At 71.1% G+C, this 13,640-nt stretch carries 15 protein-coding genes, 1 pseudogene and 1 riboswitch; of the genes and pseudogenes, 4 read left to right on the top strand and 12 right to left on the bottom strand.

Annotated features, from left to right (window positions below; all coding sequences use genetic code 11):
• The first annotated feature begins 123 nt into the window (after positions 1-123).
• Positions 124-525, top strand: a complete 402-nt coding sequence (locus MM440_RS14885) for a hypothetical protein (protein ID WP_241445285.1) — start codon at positions 124-126, stop codon at positions 523-525.
• A 72-nt stretch (positions 526-597) separates the two neighbouring features.
• Here the strand turns inward: MM440_RS14885 and gcvP are convergent, their stop codons facing one another.
• The 10 genes from gcvP to clsA form a co-directional block, all read right to left on the bottom strand.
• Entirely contained in the window at positions 598-3,516 is a 2,919-nt protein-coding gene (gcvP, locus tag MM440_RS14880; RefSeq protein WP_420914174.1) for an aminomethyl-transferring glycine dehydrogenase, read from the bottom strand.
• Positions 3,517-3,576: 60 nt separating this feature from the next.
• A riboswitch (glycine riboswitch) is annotated at positions 3,577-3,665 on the bottom strand.
• Between the two features lie 33 nt (positions 3,666-3,698).
• On the bottom strand, positions 3,699-4,256 hold the full coding sequence (locus MM440_RS14875) for a MerR family transcriptional regulator (protein WP_241445283.1): 558 nt from the start codon (positions 4,254-4,256) through the stop codon (positions 3,699-3,701).
• Positions 4,257-4,384: 128 nt separating this feature from the next.
• Entirely contained in the window at positions 4,385-4,885 is a 501-nt protein-coding gene (locus tag MM440_RS14870; RefSeq protein WP_241445282.1) for a bifunctional nuclease family protein, read from the bottom strand.
• Positions 4,886-4,894: 9 nt separating this feature from the next.
• Entirely contained in the window at positions 4,895-5,605 is a 711-nt protein-coding gene (ftsR, locus tag MM440_RS14865; protein WP_241445280.1) for a transcriptional regulator FtsR, read from the bottom strand.
• Positions 5,602-6,057 carry an FHA domain-containing protein gene (locus MM440_RS14860; RefSeq protein WP_420914173.1) on the bottom strand — a complete coding sequence of 152 codons (456 nt, stop codon included), beginning with the start codon at positions 6,055-6,057 and terminating at the stop codon, positions 5,602-5,604. The genes ftsR and MM440_RS14860 overlap by 4 nt, the downstream gene beginning before the upstream one ends.
• Before the next feature lie 52 nt (positions 6,058-6,109).
• A complete protein-coding gene (gene gcvH / locus MM440_RS14855) occupies positions 6,110-6,496 on the bottom strand; it encodes a glycine cleavage system protein GcvH (RefSeq protein WP_241445279.1) in 387 nt (128 codons plus the stop codon).
• Positions 6,497-6,589: 93 nt separating this feature from the next.
• A complete protein-coding gene (locus MM440_RS14850) occupies positions 6,590-7,369 on the bottom strand; it encodes a DUF881 domain-containing protein (protein WP_241445275.1) in 780 nt (259 codons plus the stop codon).
• Positions 7,366-7,698 carry a small basic family protein gene (locus tag MM440_RS14845; RefSeq protein ID WP_241445272.1) on the bottom strand — a complete coding sequence of 111 codons (333 nt, stop codon included), beginning with the start codon at positions 7,696-7,698 and terminating at the stop codon, positions 7,366-7,368. Before MM440_RS14845 ends, MM440_RS14850 begins: the two co-directional genes overlap by 4 nt.
• Complete coding sequence (locus MM440_RS14840; RefSeq protein WP_241445271.1) at positions 7,695-8,624, bottom strand: DUF881 domain-containing protein; 930 nt, start codon at positions 8,622-8,624, stop codon at positions 7,695-7,697. The genes MM440_RS14845 and MM440_RS14840 overlap by 4 nt, the downstream gene beginning before the upstream one ends.
• Before the next feature lie 32 nt (positions 8,625-8,656).
• Positions 8,657-9,337 carry a cardiolipin synthase ClsA gene (gene clsA / locus MM440_RS14835; protein ID WP_338155665.1) on the bottom strand — a complete coding sequence of 227 codons (681 nt, stop codon included), beginning with the start codon at positions 9,335-9,337 and terminating at the stop codon, positions 8,657-8,659.
• 61 nt (positions 9,338-9,398) lie between these two features.
• On the opposite strand from clsA, the gene MM440_RS14830 reads away from it, so the two are divergent.
• On the top strand, positions 9,399-10,172 hold the full coding sequence (locus MM440_RS14830; RefSeq protein WP_241445270.1) for a PP2C family protein-serine/threonine phosphatase: 774 nt from the start codon (positions 9,399-9,401) through the stop codon (positions 10,170-10,172).
• A gap of 55 nt (positions 10,173-10,227) precedes the next feature.
• Positions 10,228-10,923 (top strand): M23 family metallopeptidase, encoded by a 696-nt coding sequence (locus MM440_RS14825; protein ID WP_241445268.1) that lies wholly within the window; start codon positions 10,228-10,230, stop codon positions 10,921-10,923.
• 23 nt (positions 10,924-10,946) lie between these two features.
• On the opposite strand, the gene MM440_RS14820 is transcribed toward MM440_RS14825, so the two are convergent.
• Positions 10,947-11,378: an SRPBCC family protein gene (locus tag MM440_RS14820; RefSeq protein ID WP_241445267.1), complete on the bottom strand. Its 432-nt coding sequence runs from the start codon at positions 11,376-11,378 to the stop codon at positions 10,947-10,949.
• Positions 11,379-11,797: 419 nt separating this feature from the next.
• Between MM440_RS14820 and MM440_RS14815 the strand changes: the two are divergent.
• Positions 11,798-12,778: pseudogene (locus MM440_RS14815) on the top strand (cytochrome c oxidase subunit I); the annotation flags it as partial.
• Here MM440_RS14815 and MM440_RS14810 read toward each other — a convergent pair.
• Entirely contained in the window at positions 12,763-13,626 is an 864-nt protein-coding gene (locus MM440_RS14810) for a MurR/RpiR family transcriptional regulator (protein WP_241445260.1), read from the bottom strand. The pseudogene MM440_RS14815 and the gene MM440_RS14810 sit on opposite strands and share 16 nt — an antisense overlap.
• Positions 13,627-13,640: the final 14 nt, after the last annotated feature.

Raw genomic sequence — 13,640 nt, 5'->3', positions numbered from 1 at the left:
ACCACCCAGGTTCGATCGTCCCTTGGCAAGATGGTGGTGCGATCGAGACGGCACCGGCCGGCGGTCGCACCGAACACGGGGCGTGTGCTCAGCGCGTCTCGATCCGCTATCGAAGGAGTACTCATGAGCCTCGCTGCTGCCCCCGCCCGTCTTGCCGCAGGGCTGTTCATCCTCAACTCCGGGCTCGGCAAGCGCAACCTGCCCGTGGAGGCGGCCCAGGGCCTGCGCGACATGGGCGCCGCCGGCGTGCCCCAGCTCGCCGACATCCCGCCGAAGCAGTTCGCCACCTACATCTCGACGGGCGAGATCGCCCTCGGCGCTGCCCTGCTCACGCCGTTCGTCCCGGGCTGGCTCGCCGGCGCCGCGCTCGGCGCGTTCAGCGCGGGCCTGCTCAACATGTACCGCAAGACCCCCGGCATGACGATCGACGGCATCCGCCCCACCCAGGAGGGGACGGCCGTGGCCAAGGACGTCTTCATGCTGGGCATCGCCGGCTCCCTCATCGTGGACTCGGTGCTGAACTGACGACACCGCTGCGCTGACGACAGCGACGGGCTCCGGCTGCACCGCAGCCGGAGCCCGTCGTCATGCCGCGGCTCAGTCCTCGAAGGACTCCGGCGGCGGGCAGGAGCAGATCAGGTTGCGGTCGCCGTAGGCGCCGTCGATGCGCCGCACCACGGGCCAGTACTTCGCGCGCGGGTCGACGCCGTCGGGGAACGCCGCCACCTGCCGGTCGTAGGCGTAGGGCCACTCCTGCGCCAGCGAGACCGCGGTGTGCGGTGCGTGCCGCAGCACCGAGTCCGTGATCGAGACCTCCCCGGAGGCCACCTGCTCGACCTCGGCACGGATGGCCAGCATGGCGTCGCAGAAGCGGTCCAGCTCAGCGAGGTCCTCGGACTCGGTCGGCTCCACCATCAACGTGCCGGCGACAGGGAAGGACATCGTCGGGGCGTGGAAGCCGTAGTCGATCAGCCGCTTGGCGATGTCGTCGACGGTGACGCCCGTCGCCGCCGTCAACGGCCGGATGTCGAGGATGCACTCGTGGGCGACCAGCCCGTCCTCGGAGGCGTAGAGAACCGGGTAGGCCTCTCGCAGGCGGGCCGCGATGTAGTTGGCGTTCAGCACGGCCAGCGAGGTGGCCCGCGCCAGGCCCTCACCACCCATCAGACGCACGTAGGTCCACGAGATCGGCAGGATGCTCGCGGAGCCGTAGGGCGCGCCGGCGATCGGACCGACGCCCGTCGCGGGGCCGGCCTCCGGCGCCAACGGGTGGTTGGGCAGGTAGGGCGCAAGATGGCTACGAACCGCGACCGGGCCCACCCCGGGGCCACCGCCGCCGTGCGGGATGCAGAAGGTCTTGTGCAGGTTGAGGTGCGACACGTCGGCCCCGAAGTGGCCCGGCTTCGCGAGCCCCACCAGGGCGTTCATGTTGGCGCCGTCGACATAGACCTGCCCACCCGCGTCGTGGATGAGCCCGCAGAGCTTGGTGATGGTGTCCTCGTAGACCCCGTGCGTCGACGGGTAGGTCACCATGATCGCCGCGATGGTGTCGCGGTGCTGCTCGACCTTGGCGGCCAGGTCCTCCATGTCCACCGAGCCGTCCGCGGCCGTCTTGACCACGACGACCTTCATGCCCGCCATGACGGCGCTCGCGGCGTTGGTGCCGTGGGCGCTCGCCGGGATCAGGCAGATGGTGCGCGCGCCCTGACCGTTGGCCCGGTGGTAGGCGCGGATCGCCATCAGACCGGCCAGCTCGCCCTGGGCGCCCGCGTTGGGCTGCAACGAGATGTCGTCGTAGCCGGTGATCTCGAGCAGCCAGTCCGAGAGCTCACGCACGATCTGGCGGATGCCCTCGGTCTGCTCGACCGGGGCGAACGGGTGCAGGGCCCCGAACTCCGGCCAGGTGATCGGCTCCATCTCGGTCGTGGCGTTCAGCTTCATGGTGCAGGACCCGAGCGGGATCATGCCGCGGTCCAGCGCGTAGTCGCGGTCGGCGAGCCGGCGCAGGTAGCGCAGCATCATGGTCTCGGAGGTCACCGAGTTGAAGACCGGGTGGGTGAGGTAGTCGCTGGTGCGGCCGAAGCCGTCGAGGGCGGCCGGCTCGGGCAGCGCGCGCGGCACGGACTCGATGTCACCGGGCAGCCCGAACGCGCGCAGCACAGCGTTCAGCTCGCGCGCGGTCGTCACCTCGTCGCAGCTGAGCTGGACCTGGTCCTCGCCCACCTGCCAGAGGTTGACGCCCTCGTCCCGCGCCGCGGCCACGATCTCGGCGGCCCGGCCCGGGACGCGGACGGCGACGGTGTCGAAGAACCGGTCGGCGACCAGCTCGACGCCACCGGCGCGCAGCCGATCGGCGACCACGGCCGCGGTGGCGTGCGTGCGCTCCGCGATCGACTTGAGCCCCTTCGGACCGTGCCAGACGGCGTACATCGAGGCCATCACGGCGAGCAGCACCTGCGCGGTGCAGATGTTGGAGGTGGCCTTCTCTCGCCGGATGTGCTGCTCGCGGGTCTGCAGCGCCAACCGGTAGGCCTGCTGGCCGTCCTCGTCCACGCTCACCCCGACGAGCCGACCGGGCATGGACCGCTCAAGCCCCCGCCGCACGGACATGAAGCCGGCGTGCGGGCCGCCGAAACCCATGGGCACGCCGAAGCGCTGGCTGGAGCCGACGGCGAGATCCGCGCCCCACTCCCCCGGCGGCGTGACGACGGTGAGCGCGAGCAGGTCGGTGGCGGCGGTGACGAGCGCCCCGGCCTCGTGCGCCGCCTCGGCGAGGGCCGACCAGTCGACCAGCCGGCCGTCGGCGCCTGGGTACTGCACCAGCACGCCGAACACCGCCCGTCCCCCGGCCGCAGCCGCGAGGGAGTCGGCGTCGCGGACCTGGGTGAGGTCGGCCACGACGACCTCCAGCCCGAGGGGCACGGCACGGGTCGACACGACGGCGATGGTCTGGGTGAAGACCTGCTCGTCGACGAGCAGCACGGCGTCCTTGGCGACCTTGCTGGAGCGGCGCATCAGCGTCATCGCCTCGGCCGCGGCGGTCGACTCGTCGAGCAGCGAGGAGTTGGCGATGTCCAGACCCGTCAGGTCGTTGACCATGGTCTGGTAGTTGAGCAGCGCCTCCAGCCGGCCCTGGGAGATCTCCGGCTGGTACGGCGTGTACGCGGTGTACCACGCGGGGTTCTCGAGCAGCTTGCGCTTGACCACCGGGGGCACGACGGTCCCGTAGTAGCCCTGGCCGATCATCGACGTGAGCAGCTGGTTCTTGGCCGCGATGGCGCGCAGCTCCTCCACCACGGCCTGCTCGCTGGCGGCCGGCTCGATGTCCAGCGGCTCGACCGAGCGGATGGCGGCCGGCGCGGCGCTGGCCAGGAGGGACTCGATGGACGGCTGACCGACGACCGAGAGCATGTGCTCGACGTCGGCATCGCTCGGGCCGATGTGGCGGCCGACGAACTCGGGCAACGGGGACGGGTCGAGCACGGGACTGCTCCTCACGTAGGACGGCACGCGCACCCGCTCGGGTGGCGTTCCCCGCCTGTCATCCGTGGTCAGTGCTTGGTGGACTCCAGTGCACCTGCCCCCGCGGTCCTGGTGCCTGAGAGGTTCCGGGGAGGTTGCCCCTTCGGCGCCCCGTCGAGCGGGGACTCTCCCACGGGAGTTGTCGGCGGGGTCAGGCTAGCACCCGAGGCCCGCGACTACCCCGCCGAACGGGCGCGACGCCGCGCCAACAGCTCGTCGCCCGGGAACTCGGCGTGGTCGTCGGTGCGCTCGCTCGGCAGCGCCGACAGCTCCCCCTCGACCTCGCGCCACACGCGCCCGACGGCGATCCCGAACACGCCCTGGCCACCCTGGACCAGGTCGATGACCTCGTCGGCGGAGGTGCACTCGTAGACCGAGGCGCCGTCACTCATCAAGGTGATCCCGGCGAGGTCCTCGACGCCCCGGTCGCGCAGCGACTGCACGGCGACCCGGATCTGCTGCAGCGAGACGCCGGTGTCGAGCAGTCGCTTGACGACCTTGAGCACGAGGATGTCGCGGAAGCCGTAGAGCCGCTGGGTGCCGGAGCCGGTAGCGGTGCGCACGGAGGGCTCGACCAGGCCGGTGCGGGCCCAGTAGTCCAGCTGGCGGTAGGTGATGCCGGCCGCCCGGCAGGCCGTCGGACCGCGGTAGCCGATGTCCTCGGACAGCTCCGGAAGGTCGTCGTCGAAGAGCTTGCCCTGGGAGGCGGAGGGCTCACGAGGGGTCCCGCTCACATCGCCTCCAGTTCCTCGTCCAGCGTCGAGCCAGGCTGTCGACACGCTATTGACGGTACGGCGCGCCTCGGTCGCGGTCAACGACCGAACGGGTCCATGCGTCCGCGGGCGTGTCGCCGAGCGGCTGCTCAGGACGACGCGGGCCGGTCCGGCCCCTCCTCGCCCTCGAAGTCCTCGGGCGAGATCTGGTCGAGGAACTCGCGGAACTTCTCGACCTCGTCCTCGGCGTCCTCACCCTCGCTGATGATGACGCCGGCCTCCTCGACGACCTCGGGGCGGCCCACGATCTCGTGGTCGAGCCGCAGCGCCAGCGCGATGGCGTCCGACGCGCGCGCGCTCACCTCGATGGTGTGGTCGAAGACGAGGACGGCGTGGAAGACGTTGTCGACGATGGCGTCGATGCGGATCTCGGTGATCGTGTGGCCGAGGGCCTCGATCACGTTGACCAGCAGGTCGTGGGTGAGCGGGCGCGGGGGCACGATGCCCTGCTGGGCGTACGCGATCGCCGTCGCCTCGGCCGCCCCGACCCAGATCGGTAGGTACCGCGTGCCGTCGCTCTCCTTCAGCAACACGATCGGCTGGTTGGTCGGCATCTCGACGCGAACTCCGTGGACCTCGAGCCTCTTCACCCGTCCAACCTACCTCGCGGTCAGCCCCTGACGCACCAGGGCGGTGTGCAGGGCGAGGCAGGCGGCGAGCACCTCACCCGTGCGATCGCTCCCCTCGGGGTCGGCGGCCGAGCCCCGGTGCGGTCGCGCCACCTGCTGGACCAGGCCGAGCTCTCGGTCGGCCGCCATCTTGAACGGGCGCAGGTGGCGCGCCTCCAGGCCGTAGGACCCGAGAGCGCCGGCAGCCCGGGCCACCGCCAGGGCAGCGTCGTCGAAGTGACCCTGGGCGTCGGCTCGCAGCAGCCCGAACTGCACCAGGGCGGCGACGGTGGGCTCGTCCAGGCCGGCTGCCGTCGCCAGCTCACGACCGGTGAGGCGCAGCGTCGTCGGGGCGACCGAGAGGTCGGCCGCGCTCGGCAGGGACGGGTCGACGGGCGCCGGCGGTGCCGCTGGAAGGGATCCCGCACCAGCACTCGGGGTCGGCGCCTCCAGCCCGCGGTCCATCGCGTCCAGCGCGTCGGCGATCACCTTGAGCGGCCAGAACCAGTCGCGCTGGGCGGTGAGGACGTAGCGCAGCCGGTCCACGTCCGAAGCGGTGTAGGTGCGATAGCCGGACCCGGTCCGTGCGGGCGTGACGAGGCCCTTGGCCTCCAGGAACCGGATCTTGGAGATGCTGATGTCGGGAAAGTCCGGCTGCAGCTGCGCCAGGACCGCCCCGATGGTCAGCGGTCGAGCGCTCACGCCCCCGCGGCAGCGGCGTAGAAGACCAGCCGGAACTTGCCGATCTGCACCTCGTCGCCGGCGTTCAGGGCGCCGACGTCGGTGCGCTCGCGGTTGACGTAGGTCCCGTTGAGGGAGCCCACGTCGCGGACCTCGAAGTGCGAGCCGTTCCGGACGAAGACCGCGTGCCGTCGGGACACGGTCACGTCGTCGAGGAAGATGTCGCTGTCGGGGTGGCGGCCGGCGCTCACCTCGTCGGCGTCCAGGAGGAAGCGGGCGCCGGTGTTGGGTCCACGGAGCACGACGAGCAGGGCGGTGCCAGGACGCAGGGCGTCGACGGTCGCCTGGTCCTGGGTGGTCAGGGTGCCCTCGATGTCATGGCCGGTATCGGTGGGCTCGACCCCGACGCCGGGGAAGTGCATTGTCGACGGACCGTCGACCCGTGCCGGACGATCGTTGTCTTGGCTGCTCACGTGCAGTCTCCCTCCTACGCTCGGCCAGCCGGCCGAAGCATCATGCTACTGGTCAGGTCAGGCTGTCCTGGTAGGTGTCGACGTCGACAAGCGCGTCGAGCTCGCCCTCGTCCGAGATCTGGACGGTGAACATCCAGCCGTCGCCGTAGGGGTCGGTGTTGACCAGCTCCGGCTGACCGTCCAGCTGCTCGTTGGCGGCGGTCACCGTGCCGGTCAGCGGGGCGTAGAGGTCGGAGACGGACTTGGTCGACTCCACCTCGCCGCACGACTCCCCCGCCGTGACCTCGTCACCGACGGCCGGAAGGCTCACGTAGACCACGTCGCCCAAGGCGTCCTGGGCGAACGCCGTGATCCCCACGGTGGCCTGGTCGCCGTCGATCTTCACCCACTCGTGGTCGGTGGTGTAGCGAAGGGACGACGGGTAGGTCAGCTCGGACATGGCTCTCCTTCGAGGTACTGCGGCGGTGACTGGCACGAATGGGTCGTGGCGCTGGCCGGTCGGCCGGGTCCAGCTGGTCGAGTGGGTGGCCGCTCAGGGAGCGGACGGGCTGGCACTCGGGACAGGCCGAGCGTATCTATCGGTCGGTGGCTGCTGCAACGCATCGACCAGCACGGACGGCGCCTTGGTGACGGTGGCCTCGGCACCTTGCTGGCGGATCGTCTCGACGATCCCACCGGGGAAGTTCATCGCCGCCTGCAGGGTGTCTCCGTCGCCCACGGCCTTGATCGTGTAGGGCAGCGTGAGCTTGGTGTTGTCGACGTAGAGCGCACCGTCGTGCTCGGCGATGTAGGACTGGGCGACCACCCGGGCCGTGCCGATCTGGATCGCCTCGGCACCCGCGTCGCGCAGCTCCTGCACCAGGTCCAGCAGGGTGGGGTAGGTGACCTGACCGGGCTGGCCGGTGATGGTCATGGTGATGCCTGGCCCGGTGGCCTTGACCGTGCCCGCGAGGATGCGCAGCTGGTTCAGCCGCTCCGTGGCGGCCTTGACGGCGGCCTCGTCCTTGGAGCTGCCGTTGACGAGCTCGTCGCGGGTGGCCTGCAGCCGGCGCGTCTCGAGGTCCAGGCGCTCGTTGCGCGAGGTCTGGTCGTCGAGGATGCGCACGAGGTCGGTGGTGCGCAACGACTCCAGGCCCTGCTTGCCGGTGGCCTGCACCTGCGTCGCCACGGCGAACCCGAGGGCGAGGGCCAGCGCGGTGGCGACGGCCGTCTTGCGGTTGGCCCGTGGCTTGGCTGCCTCCAGCAGCCGGCTCCAGCCCGACTCCTGCCGGGTGGGGTCGGTGGGCGGCGGCGGAGGCGTCGTGCTGCTCATGCGTGGAAGAGGTGTCGGCGGATGGAGGCGACGTTGGAGAAGATCCGGATGCCGAGGACCACGACGACACCGGTCGACAGCTGCGAGCCCACGCCCAGCTGGTCGCCGAGGAAGACGATCAGGGCCGCCACGACCACGTTGGACAGGAACGAGATCACGAAGACCTTGTCGTTGAAGATGCCGTCCAGCACGGCCCGGATGCCACCGAAGACCGCGTCGAGCGCCGCGATGACCGCGATCGGGAGGTAGGGCTGGAGCCAGACCGGCACCGAGGGGTCCAGGAAGATGCCGAGGGCGATGCCCACGATCAGTCCGAGGGCTGGGATCACGGGGAGACCGCCTCCTTGGTGGTCGTTGCGGTGGTGGTCGCTGCGGGAGTGTTCGTGGCGGTAGTGGGGGCTGCGCCGCTGGTCGCTGCGGCGCTGGGGCCGGCACCGGGCACCCGGGCGACGCGCACGTCCATGGACGGATCGGCGGGCAGGGTCAGCTGGTCGTGGTCGTCCACGGAGTAGCGGACGCCATAGTTGTCGGCGAGACCCTGGGCGTAGCTGCCGGCGTCGGTGCCGACGAACCGCGTGTGCAGCTGGCCCTTCTCACCGATCGCCGAGACGACGTAGGGCCGGGTGAGCGGACGGAAGTCCACGATCAGCGCGTCGCCTGCGAACCGGATCGCCGACAGCGAGGTGAGTCGGTGACCGTTGATCGAGACCGCCTCGGCACCGGCCTGCCACAGGCCGTTGGCGACGATCGCGAGGTCGCGAGCCTGCACCCGGCCCTGGTCGACGTCACCGGCCGCGCGAGGGTCGCCCGCGGCGCCGGATCCTGCGGCCTGTGCGGAGTCGTCGAGCGTGATGACCACCCCGGGGCCGCTGACCGCGATGGCGCCGGTGCCGAGCTCGGCAGCCGCGAGCTCGCTGTTGAGCGTCTGGAGGTCCTGGGCGGCGAGCAGCTGACCGCGCGCCGTGGCGATCTCCTGGTTGAGCGTGGCGGCCCGCGCCCGCTGGGCGTCGCCGGCCTGCTGACGCTCCTCGATGCGGCTGATCAGGTCGGCCTTCTGCTCGGCGATCACGGCTCGGGGCTGGCGCAGCGCGAGGGCGGCGATCGTGATGACCAGCGCGAGGACGAGCAGGATCGCAGCGATGCGCAGCGGTCGAGGGGGCGGCGTCGGTGACAGACCGCGGGCGACCCGTCGCTCGGCCTCGGCCGCGTAGGCCGGGTCGAGCGGCCGCTCCATCATCTCGGTGAGCAGGGTCATCGAGGCGTCTGGACGCCGGGGCGCAGCCGTGCTCACCGTGACACCTCTCCCTGCTCGTGCGCTGCTTGCTCGTGCGCTGCCTGCTGGACGGTCGGGCCCAGCCGGTGACGGCGCGTCGACGGCGGGGCCGCAGCCTCGTGTCGGACCGCTGCCACCAGGTGCTGGGCCTGGACGAAGTACATCACGGCGGCCAGCCAGTAGAGGGCAACGCCCCACCAGGTGAAGGCCCACGCGATGGGCCGCACCACGTCCGCCACCGCCCCGCTGCCGTGCCCGAGGAGCAGCAACGGCAGGGCGTAGAGCAGGTTGAACGTCGCGGCCTTGCCGACGAACGTGACCGGCAGGGTGCGCAGGCCGTAGGACCGCCAGCGCCGCAGCGCCAGGGCGCCCCACAGGTCACGGCCCACGATGAGCGCCACCAGCCACCAGGGCACGATGCCGCGCACGAGCAGCCCGGCGAGCGCGGAGAGGATGTAGAGCCGGTCCGCGACCGGGTCGAGCAGCTGCCCCAACCGGGTCACCTGGTCGAAGCGCCGGGCGATCCAGCCGTCGAGATAGTCCGTCGCGGCAGAGCCGGCGAGGACCGCCAGCGCCCAGCCGTCGTGCCCGCGGATGATCAGCCACAAGAAGAGCGGCACCCCGAGGAGCCGGACCACGGACAGCGCGTTGGGGACGGTCCAGACCCGGTCGCTCACGGTGATGGTGCTCGACATGGCACCAGCCTAGGCGCTGGGGCTGCTGCGGATCGGCGGTCGACCTGGCAGGATCACCCCCATGACCACTTCGACCGGGTCGCGCTATGCCGCGCACACCGACATCGGGCGCGTGTCCGCCCAGAACGAGGACAGCTTCGCGGTCGGCGACTTCTACTGGATGGTGGCCGACGGCATGGGCGGGCACCAGGCCGGCGAGGTGGCCAGCCGGTTGGCGGTCGAGGCGGCCGTGAATCGCGTAGAGCGTGGCCCGCACCCCGGGCAGTCCCTGGTCGAGCTGGTGGAGTCAGCCTTCTCCGACGCCTTGGACCTGCTGCAGCGCGCGGCCGACGGCGACGAGGTCACGTCCGACATGGGCACCACGCTGATCCTGGCCGTGCAGGAGGATGACGAGGTGGTGATCGGGCACGTCGGCGACAGCCGCGCCTACGTCCTCGGCGCACGTGGTGGTGACGGCGGCGGCCACGACCGCGGCGATCACCAGGCCCTCACGCAGGTGACCCGCGACCACAACGTCGCCGAGGAGATGCTCGCGCTCGGCATGATCACTGCGGCCGAGGCCCAGCACCACCCGGGGCAGTACCAGCTCACCCGCGCGCTCACCGGCACCGGTGCGGCCGACACGACCGTGACGCTCACCCGGTTGCCGGCCACGGGTCGGCTGCTGCTGTGCAGCGACGGGCTCAACGGCGAGCTGACCGACGACGAGATCGCCGAGTGGCTCGGCACCGGCACGCCCGCAGAGGCCGCCCGCTCGCTCGTCGAGCTGGCGCTCGACAAGGGCGGCCGCGACAACATCACCGTGGTCGTCGTCGACCTGGGCGTCTCCGGCTGAGCTCGCTGTGCCGCGCGACCCACAGGCGCCTGGTGCACGGCGCTCGGTAGGCGCGGTGCTGCTCTGCGCAGCCCTCGGCGCCCTCCCCGCCTGCAGCGGCGCCTCGACCACGGAGTCCGTCGCCCCCACCGTCGCCCCGTCGACCAGCCCGTCGACCAGCCCGTCGCTCAGTACGACCACGAAGGCCGCAGCCTCGCCCAGCTCACCCAGCCCGACCAGCAGCCCGACCAGCACGGCGGCACGCGCGCCGGCGCAGCCGCCGGTCGATCCGCACGACGTGTTCGCGACGACGGATCGCACGCGCTACACCTCGCCGTGGTTCACCGAGGCCTGGCCGGTGCTCAACCCCTTCGGCTGCACCACGTCCCCGCTCTACGGCTCCGACCCGCGGTGCCCGGGCAAGCAGGGATTCCACCACGGCACCGACATCGCGATGGCGTGCGGCACCACCATCCTGGCCGGCATCGCCGGCACGGTCCTTGCTCCGGACACCCCGACGCGACCAGGGCGCTCCTACGGCCCCACCGTGTTTCGGATCCGGACGTCCGACAACGCGATGGACGTCCTGGTGGCCCACGCGGCCTCGGTGCGCGTGCGTCCTGGGCAGCGGGTCGCGGTGGGCGAGCCGATCGCCACGGCCGGATCGGTGGGCGCACCGGACGGGTGCCAGCTGCACGTCGAGGTGCGCGCGGCCGGCGGTGACGTGACGACGGCGGTGGACCCTGGGCCGGTGCTGGCGCTGAGCCGCTGAGCCGCTGAGCCGCTGAGCCCGGTCTACAGGTCGAGCAGCGCGTCGAGCTTGGTGAACGAGCTCTCCCAGCCCGAGCGGATCTGCTCGACGTCGGCGCCCGGCCACGGCAGCTGGACGAGCCGGACGTGGCTGCGCTCCTTGCCCTCGCAGCAGTCGATCTCGATCCGCAGCGCGTAGGTGCCGCCGTCGGGCAGCTCCTCCTGCGACGCGATCAGCCACGGCGGGTCCAGCTCGGTGAAGGTCGCGTCGACCGACAGGCGTTGCACGGGGTCGTCGTCGTTGACCAGCTCCAGGCGTCGGCGGCCTCCGACGCGGGGGTCGATCTCGCAGGTGGTGCGGGGGACGGAGAAGCCCACGGGGCCGTACCACTCGACCAGCACGGTCGGGTCGGTGAAGGCCTGGAAGAGTCGCTCGCACGGGGCGGCGAAGTCGCGGTCGATGACGAGCTCAGCCATGGCGATGCCGTTCTCTCGGGTGCGGGGACGACGTGTGCCGAGTCTAGGTCGGCCCCAGGCGACCCGCACCCCGATGCACCGACCCTTGTGCCCGTCTGCTGTCGGTGGTCCACTGGGGTCAGGTCTGGACCTTGCCTCGCTCGGCACTGGGACCCCAGCGTCGGCATCCGTCACGCGCACCGGGGAGGACCATCATGGCTATCCTTTCGGACCGGCTGCAGGCACCTTCGACGACGTCAACCGCTCCCCCTGGTCCGCCACGTCGCTCCCCCGGCTACTGGGTGCGCTGGGCGGCGAGCACCGACCACAAGGTCATCGGACTGCTATATCTCGCAACGTCTTTCGTGTTCTTCGTCATCGGTGGAGTGCTCGCGATGATGATCCGCGCCGAGCTCTGGACCCCGGGCCTGCAGGTCGTCGACACCGCCAACGGCGGACCCATCCTGTGGCAGCACCTGTTCTGGTTCTTCGGCCACCCCGAGGTCTACATCATCGCGCTGCCGTTCTTCGGCATCATCAGCGAGGTCATCCCCGCCTTCAGCCGCAAGCCGCTGTTCGGCTACAAGTCGATGATCTTCTCGCTGATCGCGATCGCCGCGCTCTCCTCAGCCGTGTGGGCCCACCACATGTACGCCACCGGCCAGGTGCTGCTGCCCTTCTTCGCCATCATGTCGATGCTCATCTCGGTGCCGACCGGGGTGAAGTTCTTCAACTGGATCGGCACCATGTGGGGTGGCCAGCTGACCCTCGACACACCCTTGGTCTGGGCGCTGGGGTTCATCACGACCTTCCTCTTCGGTGGGCTGACCGGCATCATCTTGGCCAGCCCGGCCCTGGACTTCCACGTCACCGACTCCTACTTCGTCGTCGCCCACTTCCACTACACGGTCTTCGGCACCGTAGTGTTCGCGATGTTCGCCGGGTTCTACTTGTGGTGGCCGAAGTTCACCGGCAAGATGCTCGACGAGCGGCTCGGCAAGATCCACTTCTGGATGCTGTTCATCGGGTTTCACACGACGTTCCTCATCCAGCACCTGCTCGGCGTCTGGGGCATGCCTCGCCGCTACGCGGACTACCTGCCCAAGGACGGGTTCGTCTGGCTGAACCAGGTCTCCAGCGTCGGCGCCTTCCTCCTCGGTGCCTCGACCCTGGTCTTCCTCTGGAACGTCTGGATCAGCGAGCGGCATGCGCCGCACGTCACCGTCGACGACCCGTGGGGCTTCGGCGCGTCGCTGGAGTGGGCGACCTCGTGCCCGCCGCCGCGGCACAACTTCACGTCGCTCCCCCGCATCCGGTCCGAGCGGCCGGCGATCGATCTGCACCACCCGGACGTGGACGCAGGGACGACGGTCCTACCGCCCTCCCGCAGCACCTCGGTGGGTGATCAGCTGGGCAGGTAGCCGCCGGACGCCTCGAAGAAGGCCTCGATCGCCGCGGCCCGGGGAGCGTCGCGTCCCGCGTGCTCGCCCATCACGTCCAGGAGTGCCTCGAGCAGCACCAGCAGCCCTGCGCGAGAACGAAACACGGAGTCCGAGCCACTGGCGACGAACAGGCTCAGGTCGGCGTCGGCCAGCAGCGGGCTCCCCCGACGGTTCGTGATCAGGATCGTCGTCGCCCCGCGCCCTCGCGCGTGCCGCAGCAGCCGCTGGATCGCCACCGGCGAGCGGTCGAACGCCGTGGCCAGCACCACGCTCCGGTCGGTGAGCCCGGCCAGCCCGTGCGCCCAGCGGTCCGTGCCGTCCAGCAGGGTGACGTCACCTCGCAGATAGCTCGCGAGCAGCTCCATGTAGCGCAGGAAGGGCAGCCCCGAGGCCACGGCGGCGAGCACGAGCGGCCGGGTCGGGTCGGCGACGAGCCGGGCCACGGCGTCGAACTCCTCGTCGTCGAGGCGGTCGAGCGTCTCGCGCAGGTCGGCCTCCGCCTGCCCGAACCGTGCGCGCAGCAGCGCCGGCCCGGGGTCGATGCCGGGCTGGGCCCGCAGCCGGTCCCCGGGCAGCGCCAGCAGCTCCTGCACCTCCCGCTCCAGCGACAGGCTGAGCGCCCTGAAGTCGGGGTAGCCGAGCCGGCGGGCGAACCGCGCGACGGTCGCGCTGCTGACACCGGTGGCCCGGCACACCTCGGCGAGGTTGAGCAGGGCGCTGCGCGGCAGCGTGTCCTCGTAGAACTGGGCCACCCGGCGCTCGCTCGGGGTCAGCGACGAGGCGGATGCGATCCGCTGGAGCAGGGTCTGGTCGCCGGGGTGTTCCATCGGGCTGAGCCTAC

The sequence above is a fragment of the Arsenicicoccus piscis genome (assembly GCF_022568835.1).
Taxonomy (GTDB): domain Bacteria; phylum Actinomycetota; class Actinomycetes; order Actinomycetales; family Dermatophilaceae; genus Arsenicicoccus; species Arsenicicoccus piscis.
Note: the sequence above shows the minus strand (reverse complement) of the source record. Positions and strands in the feature narration are given on the sequence as shown.

What these genes read in the sequence shown, in the direction of transcription:
- MM440_RS14810 (WP_241445260.1), bottom strand. Translation starts at nt 13,626, where the DNA reads ATGGAACACCCCGGCGACCAGACCCTGCTCCAGCGGATCGCATCCGCC.
- gcvH (WP_241445279.1), bottom strand. Translation starts at nt 6,496, where the DNA reads ATGTCCGAGCTGACCTACCCGTCGTCCCTTCGCTACACCACCGACCAC.
- MM440_RS14840 (WP_241445271.1), bottom strand. Translation starts at nt 8,624, where the DNA reads ATGACCCTGCTCACCGAGATGATGGAGCGGCCGCTCGACCCGGCCTAC.
- MM440_RS14850 (WP_241445275.1), bottom strand. Translation starts at nt 7,369, where the DNA reads ATGAGCAGCACGACGCCTCCGCCGCCGCCCACCGACCCCACCCGGCAG.
- MM440_RS14885 (WP_241445285.1), top strand. Translation starts at nt 124, where the DNA reads ATGAGCCTCGCTGCTGCCCCCGCCCGTCTTGCCGCAGGGCTGTTCATC.
- MM440_RS14830 (WP_241445270.1), top strand. Translation starts at nt 9,399, where the DNA reads ATGACCACTTCGACCGGGTCGCGCTATGCCGCGCACACCGACATCGGG.
- clsA (WP_338155665.1), bottom strand. Translation starts at nt 9,337, where the DNA reads ATGTCGAGCACCATCACCGTGAGCGACCGGGTCTGGACCGTCCCCAAC.
- MM440_RS14820 (WP_241445267.1), bottom strand. Translation starts at nt 11,378, where the DNA reads ATGGCTGAGCTCGTCATCGACCGCGACTTCGCCGCCCCGTGCGAGCGA.